19 protein-coding genes are annotated in these 22,602 nt (G+C 43.0%); 7 read left to right on the forward strand and 12 right to left on the reverse strand.

The window, feature by feature from the left end:
- Positions 1–4: 4 nt before the first annotated feature.
- The 3 genes from pntB (at position 5) to ACED29_RS14905 (ending at position 3,731) form a co-directional block, all read left to right on the forward strand.
- Positions 5–1,489 carry a Re/Si-specific NAD(P)(+) transhydrogenase subunit beta gene (pntB, locus tag ACED29_RS14895; RefSeq protein ID WP_124015424.1) on the forward strand — a complete coding sequence of 495 codons (1,485 nt, stop codon included), beginning with the start codon at positions 5–7 and terminating at the stop codon, positions 1,487–1,489.
- Between the two features lie 95 nt (positions 1,490–1,584).
- The gene (locus ACED29_RS14900; protein WP_371697981.1) at positions 1,585–2,601 is read left to right on the forward strand and encodes a diguanylate cyclase domain-containing protein; all 1,017 of its coding nucleotides are present in this window, start codon (positions 1,585–1,587) and stop codon (positions 2,599–2,601) included.
- 428 nt (positions 2,602–3,029) lie between these two features.
- On the forward strand, positions 3,030–3,731 hold the full coding sequence (locus tag ACED29_RS14905; protein ID WP_182722614.1) for a DUF3581 domain-containing protein: 702 nt from the start codon (positions 3,030–3,032) through the stop codon (positions 3,729–3,731).
- Between the two features lie 217 nt (positions 3,732–3,948).
- On the opposite strand, the gene ACED29_RS14910 is transcribed toward ACED29_RS14905, so the two are convergent.
- From ACED29_RS14910 to hldE, 3 genes are all read right to left on the reverse strand, one after another.
- A complete protein-coding gene (locus tag ACED29_RS14910) occupies positions 3,949–4,419 on the reverse strand; it encodes a TetR/AcrR family transcriptional regulator (RefSeq protein ID WP_182722613.1) in 471 nt (156 codons plus the stop codon).
- Between the two features lie 236 nt (positions 4,420–4,655).
- A complete protein-coding gene (locus ACED29_RS14915) occupies positions 4,656–5,636 on the reverse strand; it encodes a hypothetical protein (RefSeq protein ID WP_371697982.1) in 981 nt (326 codons plus the stop codon).
- Positions 5,637–5,639: 3 nt separating this feature from the next.
- On the reverse strand, positions 5,640–7,070 hold the full coding sequence (gene hldE / locus ACED29_RS14920) for a bifunctional D-glycero-beta-D-manno-heptose-7-phosphate kinase/D-glycero-beta-D-manno-heptose 1-phosphate adenylyltransferase HldE (RefSeq protein ID WP_124015419.1): 1,431 nt from the start codon (positions 7,068–7,070) through the stop codon (positions 5,640–5,642).
- A gap of 103 nt (positions 7,071–7,173) precedes the next feature.
- Between hldE and ACED29_RS14925 the strand changes: the two genes are divergently transcribed.
- The 3 genes from ACED29_RS14925 (at position 7,174) to ACED29_RS14935 (ending at position 9,404) form a co-directional block, all read left to right on the forward strand.
- On the forward strand, positions 7,174–8,100 hold the full coding sequence (locus tag ACED29_RS14925) for an LpxL/LpxP family Kdo(2)-lipid IV(A) lauroyl/palmitoleoyl acyltransferase (protein WP_371697983.1): 927 nt from the start codon (positions 7,174–7,176) through the stop codon (positions 8,098–8,100).
- 354 nt (positions 8,101–8,454) lie between these two features.
- On the forward strand, positions 8,455–9,129 hold the full coding sequence (locus tag ACED29_RS14930) for a nucleoside-diphosphate sugar epimerase (protein ID WP_124015417.1): 675 nt from the start codon (positions 8,455–8,457) through the stop codon (positions 9,127–9,129).
- 104 nt (positions 9,130–9,233) lie between these two features.
- Positions 9,234–9,404, forward strand: a complete 171-nt coding sequence (locus ACED29_RS14935; RefSeq protein ID WP_124015416.1) for a helix-turn-helix domain-containing protein — start codon at positions 9,234–9,236, stop codon at positions 9,402–9,404.
- A 214-nt stretch (positions 9,405–9,618) separates the two neighbouring features.
- On the opposite strand, the gene nqrF is transcribed toward ACED29_RS14935, so the two are convergent.
- The 9 genes from nqrF to ACED29_RS14980 form a co-directional block, all read right to left on the reverse strand.
- Complete coding sequence (nqrF, locus tag ACED29_RS14940; RefSeq protein ID WP_124015415.1) at positions 9,619–10,836, reverse strand: NADH:ubiquinone reductase (Na(+)-transporting) subunit F; 1,218 nt, start codon at positions 10,834–10,836, stop codon at positions 9,619–9,621.
- 24 nt (positions 10,837–10,860) lie between these two features.
- A complete protein-coding gene (gene nqrE / locus ACED29_RS14945) occupies positions 10,861–11,469 on the reverse strand; it encodes an NADH:ubiquinone reductase (Na(+)-transporting) subunit E (RefSeq protein WP_124015414.1) in 609 nt (202 codons plus the stop codon).
- Between the two features lie 9 nt (positions 11,470–11,478).
- The gene (locus tag ACED29_RS14950) at positions 11,479–12,099 is read right to left on the reverse strand and encodes an NADH:ubiquinone reductase (Na(+)-transporting) subunit D (RefSeq protein WP_124015413.1); all 621 of its coding nucleotides are present in this window, start codon (positions 12,097–12,099) and stop codon (positions 11,479–11,481) included.
- On the reverse strand, positions 12,100–12,867 hold the full coding sequence (locus tag ACED29_RS14955) for a Na(+)-translocating NADH-quinone reductase subunit C (protein WP_182722607.1): 768 nt from the start codon (positions 12,865–12,867) through the stop codon (positions 12,100–12,102).
- Positions 12,857–14,071: an NADH:ubiquinone reductase (Na(+)-transporting) subunit B gene (locus ACED29_RS14960; RefSeq protein WP_371697984.1), complete on the reverse strand. Its 1,215-nt coding sequence runs from the start codon at positions 14,069–14,071 to the stop codon at positions 12,857–12,859. The genes ACED29_RS14955 and ACED29_RS14960 overlap by 11 nt, the downstream gene beginning before the upstream one ends.
- Entirely contained in the window at positions 14,071–15,450 is a 1,380-nt protein-coding gene (locus ACED29_RS14965) for a Na(+)-translocating NADH-quinone reductase subunit A (protein WP_371697985.1), read from the reverse strand. The genes ACED29_RS14960 and ACED29_RS14965 overlap by 1 nt, the downstream gene beginning before the upstream one ends.
- A gap of 362 nt (positions 15,451–15,812) precedes the next feature.
- Positions 15,813–17,507: a cysteine/glutathione ABC transporter ATP-binding protein/permease CydC gene (cydC, locus tag ACED29_RS14970; RefSeq protein ID WP_371697994.1), complete on the reverse strand. Its 1,695-nt coding sequence runs from the start codon at positions 17,505–17,507 to the stop codon at positions 15,813–15,815.
- A 35-nt stretch (positions 17,508–17,542) separates the two neighbouring features.
- Positions 17,543–19,321, reverse strand: coding sequence for a cysteine/glutathione ABC transporter permease/ATP-binding protein CydD (gene cydD / locus ACED29_RS14975; protein ID WP_371697986.1), 1,779 nt, complete (start codon positions 19,319–19,321; stop codon positions 17,543–17,545).
- 325 nt (positions 19,322–19,646) lie between these two features.
- The gene (locus tag ACED29_RS14980; protein WP_371697987.1) at positions 19,647–20,705 is read right to left on the reverse strand and encodes a DUF3626 domain-containing protein; all 1,059 of its coding nucleotides are present in this window, start codon (positions 20,703–20,705) and stop codon (positions 19,647–19,649) included.
- 337 nt (positions 20,706–21,042) lie between these two features.
- On the opposite strand from ACED29_RS14980, the gene ACED29_RS14985 reads away from it, so the two are divergent.
- Positions 21,043–22,473 (forward strand): DEAD/DEAH box helicase, encoded by a 1,431-nt coding sequence (locus ACED29_RS14985; RefSeq protein WP_124015407.1) that lies wholly within the window; start codon positions 21,043–21,045, stop codon positions 22,471–22,473.
- Positions 22,474–22,602: the final 129 nt, after the last annotated feature.

The following is a 22,602-nucleotide window of genomic DNA, read 5'->3' on the forward strand; positions in this document are numbered from 1 at the left end:
TATCGTGTCTCAAGGACTGGTTACAGCATCTTATATCATTGCCGCGGTGTTTTTTATTCTCAGCTTAGCTGGATTATCAAAACAAGAAACCGCCAAGAATGGTAATTTATTTGGCATTATCGGGATGGCGATTGCACTCATTGCCACCATCCTCAATCCTGCTACAAGTGGCGTAGAATGGATTATTCTTGCCATGGTTATTGGTGGATCGATTGGTATTCGCTTAGCATTAAAAGTTGAAATGACTGAAATGCCAGAGCTAGTGGCTATTTTGCACAGCTTTGTGGGCTTAGCAGCAGTATTAGTTGGCTTTAATAGCTTTATTGATATTCAGCCACATGAAGTGTCGGAAATTGTCGTCGTTATGGGGCAAGATCTCAATACTACGCTCGAAACCGCAAAAGCGGCATTTGCCCAAGCAAGTCAAGCTCAACAAACACAGCATTTAACCGGCGCCATGCTTAACATTCACTTGGTCGAAGTGTTTTTAGGTATCTTTATTGGTGCAGTCACCTTCACCGGTTCGATTGTGGCTTTTGCTAAGCTACGTGGTTTGGTGTCATCAAAAGCGTTAATGCTGCCGCATCGTCATAAATTAAATTTATTGGCTGTTGTGGTGTCGTTTATTCTGATGGTGCTATTTGTTCAAGCTGGCGGTGCAATCACACCACTGATTCTGATGACATTAATTGCATTCGCATTTGGCTGGCATTTAGTCGCATCAATTGGCGGTGCAGACATGCCTGTTGTGGTGTCTATGCTGAACTCATATTCAGGTTGGGCAGCAGCAGCGGCCGGTTTCATGCTATCAAATGACTTACTGATTGTCGTCGGTGCACTTGTGGGCTCATCGGGTGCAATTCTGTCTTACATTATGTGTAAAGCAATGAACCGCTCGTTTATTTCAGTTATTGCCGGTGGTTTTGGTAATGACAGTGTTGCCTCTTCAGGCGATGACACTGTTGGCGAATACCGTGAAACAACCGCTGAAGATGTCGCTGATATGCTAAAAGCATCTGATACCGTCGTTATCACCCCTGGCTATGGCATGGCAGTGGCTCAAGCTCAGTACCCTGTCGCTGAAATCACTAAAAAGCTGCGAGCGTTAGGTATAAAAGTGCGCTTTGGTATTCACCCTGTCGCAGGTCGTTTACCTGGTCATATGAACGTACTTCTTGCAGAAGCTAAAGTGCCTTATGACATAGTGCTGGAAATGGACGAAATCAACGAAGACTTTAGCAGTACTGATACCGTGCTAGTCATAGGTGCCAACGATACGGTTAACCCCGCAGCGATGGAAGATCCAACTAGCCCTATCGCGGGCATGCCAGTATTAGAAGTATGGAAAGCACAAAATGTCATTGGCTTTAAACGTTCAATGAATACGGGTTATGCCGGTGTACAAAATCCATTGTTCTTCAAAGACAATACGCAAATGTTGTTTGGTGATGCTAAGGACAGTGTTGAGGCGATTCTTAAAGCCTTATAAGGTTATCTTTTAATGCAAAAATACCAGCAGCTTGCTGGTATTTTTTTGTTTAAGAACCCGCTAAACTAGAACGATTAGACTCTATAGGATTATTGATGACACCGCAGGACGTCATTACTCAATTACAGCTTGAACTTGCGCAACAAGAGCAAAAAATCAAGCAATTAGAGTATGAAAATAATCGGCTTACTCTATTGAACAAACGAGTAAACGAACAACTCAGTGCCACGCTTGATCGCACTGGCTTATGTTTGTGGGAGCAACATATTCCCACAGGCAATTTAACTATTTTTAATCAACAATGGGGACACCTGCTCGGTTTTACTCGCGAAGAGCTACCCGCCCATATCGACAGCTGGAAAAACAATCTCCACCCTGAAGATAAAAACTGGGTTATCCAGGCCTTTGACAACCATGTTGCAGGTAAAGCCGAAACCTATCACGCCGTGCACCGGATGATACACAAAGATGGCAGTGTTTCTTGGGTTTCTGACCGTGGCCGTATTGTTGAATATGACATTGACGGTAAACCGCTGCGCATTATGGGCACCCATATTGATGTCACTAAAGAAAAACGTTACGAGGAAGACCTCGCTAAGCGAGCTCATCGTGATCAGTTAACTCATCTCCTCAATCGAAATGCTCTCATCGAAGTATTTGAGCAAGGAAGAAAAGCTACCCCTCCCCATAAGGGCGCCCTTTGCTTCATCGATTTAGACGGTTTTAAGATGATTAATGATCGCTTAGGACACAGATATGGCGATAGCATATTAATCCATGTAGCAGATCATATTTGCCAAGTATGTGAGCAGATTTTTAGTACTACTGATAGCGCCCAGTCTCAACATCACTATGTGGCTCGATTTGGTGGTGATGAGTTTGTTATTTTAGCCCATTCCAATAACGTTGAATTATTAACAACCATGGCTAAAACATTGTTATCACATTATCAACACCCCATAGAATTAGAGGGAGAAACCATTAAAATTGGCCTCAGTATTGGTATCAGTCTGTTTGATGAGTTAGACCATTTTTCGAATGTTTGCGAGCAGGCTGATAAAGCCATGTACAGTATTAAAAAAGATGGCAAACATAACTTCTTATTTTGGTAAATACGACTCTCAAAGTAGCGAGCCTTGGTAACTTAAGCCTTAACATGAGGATGATTAATCTCAATTCGCTTAAGCGTGCAAGTTAATTAAATAAGCCAATCTTATGCGACTAGGATATGCTGCTGACTTAAAAGATGAGTTTAACGCAAAAGCCTAACTGGACAAAATAGGTAAGGAATTGATATATATGGAAATGCATTATTATCTGTCACTAAAAGCCATCTTAAACCGTTACCATGCTTAGCCTAATCTGGCTATCGACATAGTCATCGGGTGAGTGTATTTGGCGTTTTACAGTAAACTCTCGCTCAACTACTGATTTTATTAATTACTTTGTTTGCCCTACGCTTTCGCTTTCTTGTTACTGAATGTTGAGTAACAAATACCATATGCGACAGCAGGCAACTGACCAATAAGAATTATTGTTTATGTTTTTATCACCTTATTTTACCAAGCAAGATCAAAGCGTATTTATTTCGGCTCAACAAGCCAGTGACTTCGCAAAAAAAATCGCTGGCGATTTTAATCCTATCCATGATGTGGGCGCTAAACGTTTTTGCGTACCGGGCGATTTATTGTTTGCCCTCGTGCTGACCCAATATGGCTTAAGCCAAAATATGCAATTTAAGTTTGCTGGCATGGTAGGTGACAATGTTGAACTTCACGTTGATAAGAGTGTTGGCGAAAAATTTAGTATTAGTGACACCAAAGGTAAAGAATATCTGCATATTCAACGTCAAGGTGAAGTGTGTAAATGCGATATACAAACGGCCGCATTCATTCAAAGCTATGTGGCTTTTTCAGGCTTAAATTTTATTCATGTACTTGTGCCAATGATGAAGCAATACAAGGTAATGATTAACCCTGATCGTCCATTAGTCATTTATGAAAGTATGTCTTTTCATTTAGATAACTTTGATTTCAGTACTATCAGTTTGCATTTGGTTAAGCAAAACTTAGTCATTGATGGTAAGCGTGGTGATGTTACCCTTACCTTTGAACTGCAAAGCGAAGGCAAGGTTATCGGTAGCGGCGTAAAAACATTAGTATTAAGTGGATTACGTGAGTTTGATGACGAGAAAGCGCAAGACATGTGTGACAGATACGAAAGCAGAAGCTGGCATAAATAAACAGTAACTTCATCGTAGAAGAAATACCATACCGTAATGATATCTGCTCGATTCAGTATATTGAAGGCTCAGATGCCAATACGGGATGGTTGTTTCGATGCGGTATTGATCATAATGTCAATTTGAACATCGATTTGTTACTAACAGGGTAAAAATTTAAATAGCCAAACATTTGGTGCATATAACAACTTAGTCAAATATTGTGTATGACTTATTGTTAATCTACGCTGCCATCTTGCAATAAAACCAATGCACTACTGCCGATAAGTTGTTCAACGCATTGGCGTCCTTTCTCAGCAAAATGACTCATAGCAACCTCACTCACAACATTAAGCGAATTTAGCTTTTTGATGTTTTGATCAGTACTGGCACATAAACTGAAAAACAGTTGTAAAACTGCTTTTCGATCAGGTTGTTGCATCACTTCTCCCCATGATTGCTCTAATACCTCTAGCGAAGAGAAATCGAGTCCTTCAATAAAAAACTGCCCAATACGTTGATCTAAACGCACTAGGAATTCTGTTTTACGAGGAAAGTGATGACTAATACCCGTACGACTGATCCCGGTGGCAGCAGACAACGTGGTATACGACATCGCCTCAAAACCAATCGTGAGTATTTGTTTAAAGGCTTCATCTAAAATTTGGTTAACGGTTAACTCAGTTTCAACTCGCGAACGCTTGGCCATAAACTTGGTCTCTCTAATTATTTTTGGTGCAAGAGCTTACCAGACCAAACTAGAAAATTCTGCTATGAATTAGCAAATTTACAACATATTTAACCGTACAATATCCAGATAGACAGGATAAAACAGAACATTATCGCGATAACGATTTATTTACCTCTTTAAAATCAAAGGTTATTAGAAAACACTATAGAATGAACTGCATACGGTAAAAAATAGGCGCAATAAGCGTTTACAAACTACTTTACCGTTGAGAATTGATTTTTCAACCATCGCTGGGATTCAGCCTTACCCATTAAACGATCCAAAGTCGGTGACAACACTTGAATGAGTTCGGGCTGACGCCAAAATATATACCCAGGTAGAGACTGAACTGCGCTAAAAGTACGTTGGACTAAGCTAGAAAACTCGCCCATGTCACGCGTAGACCATAGCGGCATTAATGGATAAACTGCGGTGATAAAATCTTCATAGCGAGTAAAATCGAGCAATTGCTGGGCATTATAATGGCTGAGCACTATTTGAAGTTGTGGTGCACTCCAATGTGACAAATTACCGCTGTCATTAATAAGTGCCAGATTACGTCGATGAAACTGCTGCCAAGCTAAATCGAGCTGATGATAATGCTGCGCAATCTGCCACAGAAGGTACAAATCGGCTAGCCACTCATGCTGATATTCGCTTAAAGAGGAAGGTAAAATAGTGCCTTGCAAGGTAATATTATATAAATGACCTATTTCATGCCACAAGGTTAATTGGGCTTGCTTTACTAATGGCAACTGATAAGTGACTAGACCAATAGAGCCACTCTGCTCGAGCATGTCTCTAGCACGATTAATCACAATAACCCCTGCTAGAGTGTCATGTTCAGCAACCAGTACCATCGCACTTTTACGCCCAATCGCGCGGCGAATATTGGCAACAGAAAAAGCCGTTTGTTGTTGTAATGAAGCAGGCAGTAACCCGACACACAGCTCAAGGGCAGGTAAATAACACACGAGTGCTTGTTTGGAGGCGACGGGGGTAAAATAAGCTTGGCGAATCGTCTGATCCGCCAAACTATCTACTGCACTGATCTGAGTGGTGATGACAGGGTCTATCGCCACAGATTGACTGATACTTGACTGGCCGGCATTAACAAAGTGACAAACCAATAACATTGCGCAAGCAAGGCTACAGCTTAATAACTTGAGGAATGCCCCTTGCCAGTATCTAAGCATCGACTACTTTTGTGACATAATATTTTGAATAATGGCAGTAGTGGACACCCCATCTTCAAATCCAAGCACCTCAACCTTACCGCCAGCGGCAATGACTTCCGCCCCGCCCGCAATGTCTTCCACTTTATAATCGCCACCTTTAACCAATGCATCGGGTAACAAGCGCGCAATAATCCGTTGTGGTGTATCTTCAGAGAATGGCACAACCCAATCTGCCGATGCGAGTCCCGCCAACACAGCCATGCGACGATCAACAGGGTTAACCGGACGTCCAGGGCCTTTTAAGCGTGTTACCGAGCTATCATCATTCACTGCCACGATAAGACGATCGCCTAAGGCTTTGGCTTGTTGTAAATAGCTCACATGGCCAGCATGGAGAATATCAAAACACCCATTGGTCATGACAATGCGCTCACCGCGTAAACGGGCCTGATCCATGGCATAAGCTAATTGATCTTCAGTCATTACGCCAAAGCCAGACTCGCCATGATTAAGCGCCAGTGCCTGAATCAGTTCAATACGGCTTACCGTTGATGTACCTAACTTACCCACAACCACACCTGCGGCAGTATTGGCAATCGCGCAAGCTTGCGCCAAAGTTGCACCTGCGGCAATCGAAGTTGCTAAAGCAGAAATCACCGTATCACCAGCCCCCGTAACATCGTGAACCTCACGGGCAACGGTTGGGATGTGCAATTCTGGTTGGTCTTGCGACACTAACGTCATCCCCTTTTCTGAACGAGTGACTAAAATCGCGCCAAAATCGTGTAACTTAATCAGTTTTTGGGCTTTTTCGATTAAATCATCTTCGCTAGTAACGCTACCAACAACCGCTTCAAACTCACTCATATTGGGGGTTATTAATGATGCACCATGATAACGGGCAAAATCATGTCCCTTAGGGTCAACTAAAACGGTTACCCCTTTAGCACGAGCTTTAGCGATAAACTCTTTCGGTTCATCGATAGCACCTTTGGCGTAATCTGACAGCACCAATACGTCAATATTATCTAAAATGGCTTCGCTTTGGGCGAATAATGCTTGGCTCGTGGCTTTATCAAATTGCTCTTCAAAATCTAAGCGGATCAACTGCTGATTACGTGACAATACCCGCAATTTAGTAATCGTCGGCTTGTCTGCTACCGTTAACCACTGCGGTTCAACGCCAAACACTTTAACCCCTTGGGTTAATGCTTGTGCGGTTTCATCTTGACCGACAATGCCCGCTAACTGGACATGTCCACCTAATGTCGCAATGTTTAATGCCACGTTGGCGGCGCCGCCGGGTCTATCTTCAATTTGATTAATTTTAACAACAGGTACAGGGGCTTCGGGGGAAATGCGTCCCGTAGGGCCTACCCAATAGCGATCTAACATCACATCGCCGATCACTAAAACGCGCGCATTTTCAAAAGCTGGGAGAGAAACCTTCATGGTGTATTCGCTGTCTTGTAAAATTTAACCGTGATTGTACCTAATTTTCATCAAAATATGAGGTAGAATAACAAATAATTTTTGTGAACTAGACGAGTTGTCCGTGGTCGAGAAAGCCGAATTTTCTTCTGATTTATATCATCCTAAACACTGGCCTATATGGTTTGGCGTCGGTTTAATGCGTTTAACTTTGCTATTACCTCTGTCTTGGCAAATGAAAATCGGCCGTGGTATTGGTCGATTAGTCATGAAAGTGGCGGCCGGAAGAACCCACACTGCTAAGCGTAATATCGATTTATGCTTTCCAGATATGAGCGATGCTGACAAACAGCAACTGCTTGAACGGACTTTTGAAGAAACCGGTAAAGCGGTATTTGACACCATTAACGCTTGGTGGTGGTCAAACGAACGCGTGCAACAACACATGACCATTAAAGGCACTGAGCATGTTAGCCAAAGTTTAGACAATGGCAAAGGGGTGATTTTATTTGCAGTGCATTGTTTACCACTTGAAATGGGCGCGCGAATATTTGGCCAGTTTGCCCCGGGAATTGGCGTGTATCGTCCACATAACAATCCGGTGATGGAATACTTACAAGTTAAAGGTCGCTTACGTTCAAACAAAGGCTTAGTGCCTAAACGTGACGTTCGGCAAATGATCCGCAGTTTGCGCAGTCCTGATGTTATTTGGTACACCGCCGATCAAGATTTTGGTCGTTCGAGCGCCGTATTTATCCCCTTTTTTGGCGTACCCGATGCCGCCACAATTACAGGTGCAACATCACTGGCAAGACTCGGTAAAGCCAATGTAGTGCCTTTTTTTGTTGAACGTAATAGCGATGATAAAGGCTATACCCTTGAAATCATGCCGCCTTTAGATAATTTTCCTGGCGACAATGAAACAGACGACGCAATTCGTGGTAACCAGATTGTTGAACAGCTGATTAGCCGCAATAAAGCTCAATATATGTGGCTACATCGTCGTTTTAAAACTCGTCCAACCGAAGATACCCCATCGTTATATGACTGATGTGATTTAATTGAGTGAGATGTTTGCTTATATAAGCGCCTTTGGGCGCTTTTTTTATCGACTCATTATGCCATGGGTTATCTCAAGGCCATCTAAATAACCGCACTTAGGCACAATCAGTGCTCCGCCCCAGACAAATAGCCCTCCAAGCATCTCACCCATAAAATCAATCTAGATTTTGTCGTGCAGCTAAATAGGCTAAAAATCTTAACCCTCTCGAGTCAACGCTCACCTTTAGGGGGCTAATATTGTGTGAGCAAACCGAACAATAATAACGATTAAAATATTCTTATTGAAACCGTTAAGACGACAGATTAGAGTTTAGCCAGTGTGTTTAGCTTTCTAAAGGATTATATGATTGCAGCAATTATAGGTGCGACGGGGTTAGTAGGTAATGCCTTGTTAACTCGCATCATTGAAAGTGAACAGTACAGTAAAGTCTTGGTCATTGGCCGTTCGGAACCTAATTTAGTAGAACACCAATTTGGTGAACAAAAGGTGCAGTTTATTGGCTGCCAACTTGATGAGTTACATGAGCTTACCTTGGACGAAAAAGTTGATCATGCATTTTGCTGTTTGGGCACCACAATCAAACAAGCTGGCAGTGAAGAGGCCTTTATACAAGTCGATAAATTAGCCGTCGTAGCGTTTGCGAAACTCTGCCAAGCACAAGCGAATCCTGCGCTTAAATTTATGGTGGTAACCGCATTGGGCGCGGATGCTAAATCAACTGTGTTTTATAATCGAATTAAAGGTGAAGTCGAGCAAGCACTGAAGGCATTATCTTTACCCGTTCTGAATATTTTTCAACCGAGCTTATTATTAGGACCGCGAACGAATAGGCGTTTACTGGAAGATATTGGCCAAACAATTTTTGGTGGCCTATCATTTTTATTTATCGGACCTCTTCGTCAATATCAACCCATTGATGCGCAAATGGTCGCAGAGTCGATGTATCAGGTCGCGTTAAAGCCTCAGGTCGCCCCTGCGACTCAGATCATCAATAATGCCATGATGCATCGTTATTAAGACTACTCTCGACAACTAGGTACGTTTATGACAAGTTAATACACATGTTGTTCAATGTTAATAACGTAACGGGTAAAGATAACCATAACGTAAGGAGAATGAGCATGAGTGATGATAACGATTTAACCTTAAATGAAGTCTGTGAAATACTCGACAAAAGCCCTACTACGATTAAGCGTTATGCTCGCGAAAATTTACTGCTTACTGAACAAAACGGTAACGTACTTAGTTTTAGCAAAGCCGAGGTGATGCGTTTAGCATGTTCTGAACGATAATCCTTTGTTTACCTTTATGACTAAAAATCCCCAAACTGTTAAAACAGTATGGGGATTTTTATTAGCGCGTTAATATGAGTACTCTGTGACTAACGAGTTGATTATTAACGAGTGGGTGATTAACGAGTGGGTGATTAACGAGTGGGTTTTAAACCAGTCTTTTACGCCACAAATCTGCACAAGATTGCCCCATAAGGCACTCATCACACAACAACTAATCGCCAAAGTCATCAAGTAAGATATTTTCCGACTCAACCCCTAAACTTTCTAGCATGGCTATCACTGATGCATTCATAATCGGAGGGCCACACATATAAAATTCGCAGTCTTCTGGCGCTTTATGCTGCTTTAAGTAGTTTTCGAATAACACATTATGAATAAAGCCGGTATAACCCGTCCAGTTATCTTCAGGAAGTGGATCAGACAAAGCAACATGCCATACAAAGTTGTCGTTTTCAGCGGCTAGTTGATCAAAATCTTGCTGATAGAACACTTCACGAGTTGAACGAGCACCATACCAAAAGCTCATTTTGCGCTTGGTTTTGACACTTTTTAGCTGATTAAAAATATGCGACCGCATCGGTGCCATACCTGCACCACCTCCAACAAACACCATTTCAGCATCGGTTTCTTTGACAAAAAACTCACCAAATGGGCCAGAAATGGTCACCTTATCGCCCGCTTTTAAATTAAAAATATACGACGACATTTTACCTGGTGCCATACCTGCTTTAGGCGGCGTTGCAATACGCACGTTTAGCATAATCATCCCCTTTTCATCGGGGTAATTGGCCATTGAATAAGCCCGTAATACGTCTTCATCCACAGTTGACACTAAATCAAACAAACCGTATTTAACCCAGTCACCACGATACTCCTCTGGAATATCAAAATCGGCATAACGGACTTCATGAGCCGGTGCTTCAATTTGAATGTAGCCACCTGCTTTAAATAATACCTCTTCACCGTCGGGGATTTTTAATAACAGTTCTTTAATAAATGTCGCTTGGTTATTATTTGAAATAACCTCACATTGCCATTTTTTAACCCCAAAAATTTCTTCATCAACCTCAAGATCCATGTCGGTTCGCACTGTGACTTGGCAAGCCAATCGGCAACCATCTTTGGCTTCTTTTTTAGTAATATGATCAAGTTCAGTTGCTAAAATATCACCACCGCCTGATTTAACTTTCACGCGGCATTGGCCACAAGTACCACCACCACCGCAAGCCGATGGAATAAAAATATTCTGCCCAGATAATGCGCCCAATAGCTTGTCACCCGCAGGAGTTCGTACACTTTTGCTGGCATCACCATTAATGCTGATAGTAATATCATCAGTGTTCACTAACTTACTTTTGGCAGCTAAAATTACCACCACTAGCAAACTTACCACTATGGTAAACATGCCAATACCTATTGCCATTTCCATTAAATAACCCTTCTCTTTACTGCGTTATAACGTAATGCCCGCAAATGACATAAAGCCCAGAGCCATCAAGCCGGTGGTAATAAAGGTGATACCAATACCTTGTAACCCATCAGGAATAGCATGAAACTTCATGCGCTCACGCAATCCCGCTAATAACACAATCGCCATCGCCCAACCCACAGCTGAACCCGCCGCAAATACCACAGACTCAGTAAAGTTATAGTCACGGTTAGCCATAAAAATGACCCCTGCGAAAATGGCACAATTCACCGTTAATAACGGCAAAAAGATCCCCAATGACTGATATAACGTTGGAATATAACGGTCTAAAAACATTTCTAAAATTTGCACTAACGCAGCGATTACCCCAATAAAGGTAATCAACTGTAAATAGCTTAAATTCAGCTCAGGAAACCCAGCCCAAGCTAATGCGCCTGGAGCTAAGATATTGACGTAGATAATTTGGTTTAATGGCACTGCCAGCACCATGACCACAATCACTGCAACGCCTAAACCAAATGCAGTAGAAACCTTTTTCGACACGGCTAAAAAAGTGCACATACCCAAGAAAAATGACAGCGCCATATTGTCGATAAACGCCGCTTGGATAAATAAATTAAGATAGTGTTCCATGCTGTTTCCTTATCCGCGCTTACGCTGAATGATTTTAATGACCCAAATCATCACGCCAATTAAAAAGAACGCGCTGGGTGGTAAAGTGAACATCTCATTGGCAAGATACCAACCGCCATTTTCAATAGTGGTAAATATGCTGTGACCAAACAAACTGCCACGACCCAGAAGCTCACGAATAAACGCTACTCCCATTAAAATTAAGCCATAACCCAAGGCATTGCCCAAGGCATCAAATACGGCTAAGTGAGGAGGATGTTTCATGGCAAAGGCTTCTGCGCGGCCCATAATGATACAGTTAGTGATGATCAAACTGACAAACACCGACAGCTGTTTTGACAATTCATACGCCACATCTTGTAACACCATATCGACAATAATCACCAACGAGGCAATCACCGTCATTTGCGCAATGATCCGTACACTATTAGGAATAAAATTGCGGATACTGGAGATAATCAAGTTAGAAAATACCAACACAAAGGTCACAGCAAGTGTCATGACGAATGCGGTTTGCATCGAATTACTGACCGCTAAAGCCGAACAGACACCTAATACCTGCATTGCCACTGGATTATTAGCAAAAATAGGTGATGTCAGGATCTCGCGAGTTGAAGTGGTATTACTCATTTACTTACCCTCCGCAGCTAACGTGTGTAGATAGGTTTGGTATCCTTCTACGCCAAACCAAAACTCGACTAAGCGCTGAATGCCAACACCTGAACGAGTAGCACCACTTACGCCATCAATACCGTGAATGTCACCGTCTTTGGCGCCGCCTTTAATCACTTTAATGGCAATTTTACCTTTATCATCAAATAGCTTTTTACCTTGCCACAAAGCTAACCACTGTGGGTCGGTAATGAAATCTGCAATACCAGGGGTTTCACCATGTTCATAAAACACGATATTTTCGATAGTGTTTAAGTCGGGTTTTATCGCCATATAACCGTAAATAATCGACCATAAACCTTTGCCATAAATCGGCATAACAATGCTGGCAAGTTGACCATTAGTGTCATACACCTCAAAAATACGAATGTCAGTCGCCATGGTTTTAATTTTGGCGATATCCTTTTTCGGCTTGATAGACGTTTCTGGGTTAATCGATGCCATGCGTTCGTCAAAATCTAGTAAATTGGCTTTTTCAGTGACCTTGCCGGTCGCTAAGTTAACCATCTTAGGTTTCACTCGTTGAGCAAATAACTCACTAAAGTCACCTTGGCTAATGTCGATATCTGCTGCCTTTAACACAAACTGCTGCACTTCTTCACGCTTTTTAGCCAACTTACGCTCTTTTAAGATCTCAACGGTACCTGTGATCATAAATGAGCAAACTAGGCTTAAAATGATAATAAAAACCATTGTTCCAGCGATGCTATCTTTCTTAAAGGCCATGACGTTTTAGTCTCCGTTTAATATTGGCTCGTGCAACTAAGTAGTCGAATAACGGTGCCCATAAATTAGTAAACAAAATAGCCAACATAATGCCCTCGGGCATTTTTGTATTCAGTAAGCGAATAATAATGGTCATAAAACCAATCATAAAACCATAAGCAAACTTGGCTTTACGGGTATATGATGCCGTTACTGGATCGGTGGCCATAAACATCATTCCCAATGCAAAACCACCAGTGACTAAGTGCCATGTCCACGGCATTGCCGCCATCGGATTTCGGCTAGAACCAAAATAGTTAAACAACACCACGGTAATGATCATTCCCAGCATCACACCAGCTACCACACGCCAATCAGCTACGCGAGTCAGCAATAAAATACCGCCACCAATTAAAATGGCTAAGGTACTGGTTTCACCAACCGCACCTGGAGTAAAGCCTAAAAAGGCATTCCACCAGCTAGTGTCGGTCAACACACTAAACCAACTCACATCGATAAAGCTTAATTTTTTTGCCGCGGTAAGGGTTAATGTGGTGGCTCCAGAAAAGCCATCAACGGCCACAAACTGACCTAACGCCACCACCTCTGTTGGATATGCAAAATAAATAAACGCATAGCCTGCTAACGCAGGGTTTAAAAAGTTATACCCCATGCCACCAAACATTTCTTTGGCCACGATCACCCCAAAACTAAGACCTAAAGCCACAATCCATAAAGGTGTTGATATCGGTAAAATGAGTGAGAACAATAACGCGGTGATAAAGAAGCCTTCGTGCAGTTCTTGGCGGCGCACTTTGGCAAACACCACTTCCCACATCAAACTGACCACCAACGCCGTTAAGTAAAATGGCACATAAAAACTGGCACCATAGGCGAACAAACTGATCAAGCCTGCGCTTTCTGTGAGTGGGCCGAACAATAAGTTATAAAAGGCAAGTTGCCATACATCCGGCTGTGTTGCCCCGGCAATAATAGCCATTTGAGCTTGCAGGCCAATGTTGTACATACCCACTAACATGGCAGGGAATAAACACATGCCCACAATGTGCATAGTGCGTTTAACATCAATAGCATCACGAATATGTACATCACCTTTGGTGCTGCGGCCATTGGCGATCCACAATGAGCGTAAATAGCTGCGCATCGAGTCGCCATGAGCGTAATAGCTGTCTTGTTTGCTGGGCTTTTTCTGTTGCTGACTCATTAACCTTCCCTCTCGATAATATCTAGGCAAGCACGAAGTTCTTTGCCAAAGTCATATTTTCCTGGGCACACAAAGGTACACAAGGCTAAGTCTTCTTCGTCGAGTTCTAATGCGCCAAGCAATTGCGCTTCATCGGTATCTCGCACCACTAAATCGCGTACTAATAAGATGGGTAAAATATCTAATGGCATTACGCGGGCGAGTTGGCCATAGGCCATCATTGCGCGCGGAGACCCACCAGCATGGGTGGTAAAATCGAAGAGTTTTTTGGTATGACTAAAACCTGACATCATGATGCCGGTAAGGGAAAACTTACTGCTATCATGGCGAACCCAAGGCAACAATTCTTGACGTTCATTTTCAGTCAATACACTGATTTGATTATGGAATCGGCCAAGATAATCATAAACGTCTACCGCGGTATGGCCAGACAACACTGAACCCGACACTATCCGTGATTGTTGTTGATTAATTTCATCTGTAACCCATTCACTGAGTTTGGCGCCCATTTGGGTGCGCAATAGTCGTGGTTTTAACACGTTAGGGCCAGCTAATGCCACGATGCGATCGGTATACAGCTCGCCAGTTAAAAACAGTTTTCCAAAGGCGATCACGTCTTGATAACCCACATGCCATACTTGGCGTTCAATACTGGCGGGTAACAAATAATGAATGTGGGTGCCGACCAATCCGGCCGGATGTACGCCGTTAAAGCGGTGCACACTCACTTTTGATAAGTCGTATTCGCTAGCTGCATCAGTTAATAACGAGACACCATCGTCTTGGCATAAATACACTTGACCGCTTGTCAAAAACGTTAAGGCAAATAATCCAGCTTGAAAAGCCTGTGCTTGAGTGGCAATGATGACCCGTGGGTCTGGCGCCAGAGGATTTGTATCAACAGCGGTAACAAATATACCAGCAGGAGCGACATCTAATTGAGGTACGCGAGAAAAAGGACGTGTCCGCAACGCGGTCCATAAACCACTACGAACTAAACCGTCTTTAACGGTTTGATTTGATAGCGCATGAATATCTACTGATCCAAGAATAATGGCAGGATCTTGCTTAGCATCGCAATCAATCACCACCGACTGCAGCACGCGACGGTCTCCGCGATTAATCGCGCAAACAACTCCGCTTGCAGGCGCGGTAAATAATACGCCAGGGGTTTTCTTGTCTTCAAACAGCACTTGGCCTTTGACGACCTTATCGCCGACTTCAACCAACATTGTTGGTTTTAAACCCACATATTCCTCACCAATTAACGCAACTTGGGTCGTTTTAGGGGCGTCATCGATTTGCTGCAGCGGTTCTCCAGCAATCGGGATATCAAGTCCGCGCTTAATAGTTATTACTGGATTGGTAACACCAGCCATCACATTCACCATCTAAAAATATTCGATAGCTAATGTTATATGTTTGCAACTACTAATATAGTAACTAAGATCACACTCCGGGCGAGGACTGTAATTTTGAAACATAACTGAATAGCAAAAATGTGAACCCGGTCAATTTATCATTCAGGATAAAACAATTTATGTAATTTTAATGTCAAAATGGTTTGTACATTCAAACTTGGTCACGCGGCTTGGTGGCCACTATCCTAGGCACAAATACTCACCTTAAATCTATGGTCAATTAAGGTATTCCCTTAACATATCCGCGCAAAACACCTGTAAAATGAAAGAGCATAGTGAATGCCGGATAACATTTAAGCCCAACAATAACCTTACATGAATCAGTTAGATTGCCGTATCAATCGGCCTTGTTCTAACAGGTACACGGCATCCATTTGCTCTAAAGCCGTTAAACGATGGCTGATCATTAATAGCGTTTTGTGCTGAGCAAAATCGAGTAACACTTTAAGAATCTCACGCTCAGTTCGCTTATCAAGTCCTTCTGTCGGCTCATCTAGCAGTAACAAAGGTGCATCACGTAATAGTGCTCGAGCTACGCCAATTCTGCGCTGTTCGCCACCGGATAATTGCCGGCCGCCTTCACCTATCCAGCAATCTAATGGTGTATCACCTTGCAACAAGGTTTGCAGGCCCACTTTATCTAATACTTCAATAAAACGTTGATCATGGGCTTTTTTGGCTTCGCCTTGTAAGTACGGCAACGCCAAAGCTAAATTGTCACGTAAGGTCCCGGAAAACAGATAAATACGTTGGCTTACAACAGTCATTGCTGCCCGTAAATTAATATCGCTATAGTCACTTATTGGTTGACCATCAAGCGTAATCGCTCCCTGCTGCGCCGCCCAATCACGGGTAATCAATCCCAATAAACTTGATTTACCACACCCTGTAGGCCCCAAAATAGCAACTTTCTCACCGGCATGAATGGTCAAATCTAAGCCTTGCAACACCGGAGAATGGCTATGATAACCAAAGTGAATATCAGTGATCTGCAAGGCCCCATGATAGGCTTGCAAATCACTATTAAGATTAAATACTACACTCGGTGTTTGCTCGGTAATTTCAGTCACCCGTCGCGCGGCAAGTACTGTGCTTGATAAATGTTGAAATGCACCCGCTATCGGCATCATCATTTCAAGGCTAGCCATAGTGGCAAATACCATAAGCGCCATCAAAGGTCCTGGAGGCGAGAGCTCACCCACACCTTGACCGGCAAAATACAACATAAGCACAACGGCAGTGCCATTGATTAATATCAATAACGCTTGGCTTAAGCCAGTGATATTGGCCATCGTCGTTTGCTGGCTAAATAAACTGTGCTGTGCTTGCTCAAGCTTAGCCAAATAGCGCTGATTAGCGCCAAATATACTTAGCTCAGCTTGCCCCTGAATAACATCAAGCAACTCTATTCGATATTGCCTTTGTGCCTGCATTAGTACTTGTCCTGGTGCCTTACCTAAATAATAAAATACCAGAGGTAAGATAAGCCAAGCGGCCAGTAATAAAGCACATAAACTTAAGGCTAAATGGCTATCAAACCATCCAAGAAATACCAACAAAGTGCCAATCATCATCAAGGACGCGGCCATTGGAGTGAGCAGGCGTAAATAGAGGTGATCTAAGGTATCAATATCCGCCACTAAACGATTGAGTAAATCTCCGCGGCGTAAACCTTGTAAGTTAGCCGCACTCAAAGGCAACAATTTATTCCATGCCCAAACACGCAATTGGGTCAACAATTTAAAGGTTGCTTCATGGGTGGCTAAGCGCTCACCATAACGGCTTGCCGTGCGGGCGATAGAGAAAAATCGCACCCCTCCGGCAGGAGTAAAAAAGTTAAACGTTTGCGCGGTTACTACCGTCAACCCCGCTACAGCACTGGCAGATAAAAACCAGCCAGATAATGACAATAAACCAATCCCCGTCAGTAAAGTGATAAATGTGAGTAACAGTCCGACTAACATCATCAACCACTGGCGGCGAAACAAAGCAACAAAAGGGCGTAATACTTGGATAATACTGCGCGGGGTGGCGTCAACGGGTTGCGACATTAGCACACCTCCTGTTGTTGATTAATCATTTGCGACAATAAGCCGTCAACCTGTTGTAAATCATTAACATGGCCTTGTTGCACAACGCATCCTTTTTCCATCACCAAAACACAATTCATACTGTGTAAATCGTCTAATTTATGGGTCACAGTTAATGCCGTTACCGACTGCATCGCGGTGTTTAAGGCGGCCAGCACCGATTGCTCACTTTGAGTATCTAAACTTGCTGTGGGTTCATCTAATAAAAATAACTTTGCTGGCTGCGCTAACGCCCGAGCTAAAGCAAAACGCTGCGCTTGGCCTACCGATACGCCAGCACTTTGATCACTAATAACTAAATCGAGCCCTAATGGATGTTGGATAACAAACTCGCTGATATTGGCCTGTTCAAGCAACGCCATAATCTGTTCATCGTTCAATTGTGGGTTGGCCAAAGCAACGTTTTCTCTCACAGTGCCATGAAATAATTGCGGGTCTTGGCCTAACCAAGCCAGATGTTGACGCCATTGCGCCACATTAAGCTGTGATAACTCATGACCATTAATCAGTAATGAGCCTTGATAAGGTAAAAAGCCTAGTAAGGCATTAAGCAAACTGGTTTTGCCTGCGCCACTGGGGCCAACTATCGCCCACTGCTCACCTGCTGGTAACGTAAAGGATATCGGCCCAGCTAAACGCTGGCCGTCTAGGCTATACACTTCAACGCCAATAGCTTGAATACTGATACTGCTAGCAGAAAAAGCCATAGTTTCTGAGGTAGATTCGACATTAGTAGGTGTACTGACTTGATAATCAAGCAACTCGACCAGCGCTTCAGCAGCACCTATGGCTTGAGCTTTGGCATGATAATGAGTGCCTAAATCACGCAGTGGTTGATAAAACTCTGGCGCTAAAATGAGCACAAACATACCGGTAAATAAACTAATGGGTACGCCATAATGACCAAAATCTAAATGGTCTAAATAACTAAAGCCAAAATACACCGCCAATACCGCAATCGACACCGCAGCAAAGAACTCTAAAACCGCTGAACTAAGAAAAGCCAAGCGTAATACCGACATCGTTCTAGCTCGAAAATCTTCCGAGGCGTGTTCAATATTAACTAACTCAGCCTCACCACGATTAAACAGCTTTAAGGTTTGCAGCCCTTTTAATCGATCCATAAAGTAGCCACTTAAACGCGACAACGCCTGCATATTTTTACGATTGGCATCAGCCGCCCCCATGCCAACTAAAATCATAAACAGCGGAATTAATGGCGCGGTAGCCAACAAAATGATCCCCGCGGCCCAATTTAGCGGAAACACGCACACTAATATCAATAAAGGAATAAACCCGGCTAACATCATCTGCGGTAGATATTTAGCATAAAAGTCATGTAAATCTTCAACCTGTTCAAACACTAAGGTTGCCCAAGCTCCAGCAGGTTTGCCTTTAATAAATACTGGCCCTAAGGCAACTAACTTATTAAGTACGGCTTGGCGTATGTCTTCACGTAAACGTTTACCGGCCTCAAAGCTTATCCGTTCACGTACTTGTGCTAACAATGCGCGTATCAATAACAAAGCGGTAAGCGCAAAGAACTCGCGACTCAGTGCTGCGGGAGCGACCATATCAATAATCACCCCCTGCAAAATTTGCGCAATAAACAAGGCTTGCCCCACTATTGCGATGCCATTTAGCACGCCACACAACACAGATAATTTGAGGAAAATACCACAAGAGGATTGCTGACTTTTGAGCCATTTGGCTAATGACTTTTCTAACGACTTGTCCATGAAACTCCGGTAGCGTTATCGATGACCACTTTAAGCACGCAGTATCGCAGTACTGGCGCTGAGTTAACACTTAAAGCAGTGTAAATGTTATCTGATTCACATTTTGCTAATAAAGGCTTATGTAAAGATTAAATTTAGCGACATTGTGGCTAAAACGTATTCCATTCAATAAAGTATATCGTTTAAAAAGAGTCCGATGGATTGCAAGTCAACATAACTATGCTCATCACAAGCATGAGCAATAACATGACACGGCTTACGAGCAAACAAAAAGACTAAATGGTGACGGTAAGTTACTGTGGGTAACCCCCTTTATTGAGTACGACTATTGATCACGACTCTGGCCATATTTTACTAATACGTGCCAAAGTAACTTTAGGTCTTGTCGCTTTTTTGAATGTGCTCCACGCTCACTCCACGAAGCTGGTTTTTTTTGCAATTGATAGGCCGCGCGACCAATAATTTCTGCATTAATTAACTCATCTTCAGCAATGCTTTGAGCCAAAATAGGCATAGCAGCACCACGGAAATCATCGGGTACTTGCGCAACATTGATTTGCCGCCCTTGATGCCAATACAATTCAATTTCGTATTCATGGCACAAAGCAATCAATGAATCACCAATGGCCGTCCCTTTAAAGGAGGGATCCGCCACTAGCATAGCAATATCTTGATCCAGCGATACAGTGCCGTGAATTTGAGCTTCAATATAATGGTCTAAATTCCCACTTGGCACCTTGTCAAAACGGTGGCTCATGTCATCAGTCAAATGCTGACTAAAATAGTCAATCAGCTTACTCGGCTTAAGCCCTGAAATCCCCAAGGCATATTGACGCTCAAAACTTTCGCTGAGTAATGCCGCTAGAATCGCGTCAAAGCACTTTATGGTGCCCTTTTCTTTAGGCAATCGATAAGAGTCCATGTAACTAAAAGTACATCGTGATAAGACTTGAGGATGAGTGACTAAATAGCAGCTGCCAAAGCGAGGTGCTGGGCCTAGCGGACATAAACCAAAATCTAACGCACCATATTTAGGTCGATGCTTAATGCCAGAATAACAGTGCCCAAATAATTGGTTTTCCCAATAGTCACGAGACCCACCTAACTCGGGTGATAAATGACCATTAGACACGTGGGTTTCAAACTGGCTTTTATACACGCCATCACGTAATAAACCATCAACGACAGTGAGACCTCGGTTATCTATTTGATCGGGATGAAAATGCAATGAGACTCGACTATGTTGCGCCAGCTCACGCATAGCTAGCTGGAGTGATAAGGTTGAAATATTAGACATTAACAGCACATTTTTGATCACGGCATGAGCATGATCTCGCAGCTCATATGCCATTTTCTCTATGTGGGTTTGAGCCGTTAATTTCATCAGTAAAAGACACCTTATGGTAAACCAGCTCAGCTAAGTCGCTGAATATATTTAATACAAAACGAGTGATGATTTTATTGTATGTAATAAGTCGACTTTTAGCACTGATCCAAGTGTGAAGATTAACACGATTTCATTAAATCGCTGTATTTCGGCATCAAAATCGACGCGTTTTAACGATTAAATAGCCCATTATGAGTCGCTTTATGAGGGGATATATCGCTGGCCACGCAGGGATTTGATAGCACTTATAACGGTTTTCAGGTAAGCTTCACGGCCGCCGTTAATGGCTACCTTTTATTCAAAGCAACAATGCGTTGCCCAAAGAGATTTTTCTATGAGTTTTTCCTCACTTGGTCTGAATGCTGCTATTTTAAAAGCGGTTGAAAAACAAGGTTACGACACCCCCTCTCCAATTCAAGCACAAGCAATACCAGCAGTTTTAGCCGGCCAAGATGTTATGGCAGCAGCACAAACAGGGACAGGAAAAACAGCTGGTTTTACCCTGCCAATTTTAGAACTATTATCTAAAGGTGAACGCGCGCAACGTGGTCAAGTCCGTGCATTAGTGTTAACACCTACCCGCGAGCTTGCCGCACAAGTACAAGAAAGCGTCGCAACTTACGGCATCAACTTACCGCTCAAATCGGCGGTAGTATTTGGTGGTGTGTCTATCGTGCCACAATTAGCTGCGCTCAGAAACGGAGTTGACATTTTAGTGGCAACGCCAGGTCGTTTACTCGACTTATGCCAGCAAAAAGCCATTAGCTTCAGCAAATTAGAAATTTTGGTGTTAGACGAAGCAGACCGCATGCTCGACATGGGCTTTATTCGCGATATCAAAAAGGTATTGGCACTATTACCTGCCAAACGCCAAAACTTAATGTTTTCAGCTACATTTTCGAATGAAATTCGTGAGTTGGCGAAAGGTCTCGTTAACAATCCAGTCGAAATTTCAGTCACGCCGCGTAATGCCACGGCAAACACTGTGACTCAATGTGTGTATCCAGTAGATAAAACGCGTAAATCATTGGCACTAATTGAACTGATTAAAACCAATGATTGGAAACAAGTGTTAGTGTTTTCTCGTACCAAACATGGTGCTAACCGTTTAGCCAAAAGCCTGGACGCTGCGGGCATTAAAGCCGCTGCCATACATGGTAATAAAAGCCAAACAGCACGCACTAAAGCCTTGGCTGATTTTAAAGCCGGCGCGGTGCAAGTGATGGTCGCGACCGATATTGCTGCCCGTGGTATAGATATCGATCAACTGCCATTTGTGGTTAACTTTGACTTACCGAACGTACCTGAAGATTATGTGCATCGCATTGGCCGTACTGGCCGTGCTGGTTCAACAGGTCAAGCAGTATCATTAGTCGGTCTTGAAGAAGTTAAGCTACTGCATGATATCGAACGATTAATTAATCGTGTCATTGAGCGTAAGCAACTTGCTGGTTTTGAAGCACCATTTACTATCCCAGAAGCAGGTAGCAGATCTGGCGGCAGTGGAGCCAAAAAGCCCAACCCGAACCGCAGTAAGCATGCTCAACAACATGCCAATGACGGCACTCAAGCTGAAAAACCTGCACGAAACCACGATTCTCGCCAGCAATCTCGTGGACAAGATAAGCCTGTAGATCCTAAAGCTGCAGCAAGAGCCAATGGTAATAAGCCACCACAGCGTAATCGTCCACCACGTCGCAGCGGTACTGCACCAGTCACATCTGCAAGCAGTAATCCTTATGCCAACGCTAAAGTAAAAAGCTAATTCGTTAACCGCTAACTTGCGATAAACATAAAAAACCGGTGAACATTGTTCACCGGTTTTTTATTATTCATTGATAACCCAATTGAATCTCACGGATAGCAATTACACAAAATTGGGTTATCAGTTGTA

Origin of the sequence: Shewanella sp. 5S214 (assembly GCF_041439795.1) — a bacterium.
GTDB classification, from domain to species: Bacteria; Pseudomonadota; Gammaproteobacteria; order Enterobacterales; family Shewanellaceae; genus Shewanella; species Shewanella vesiculosa.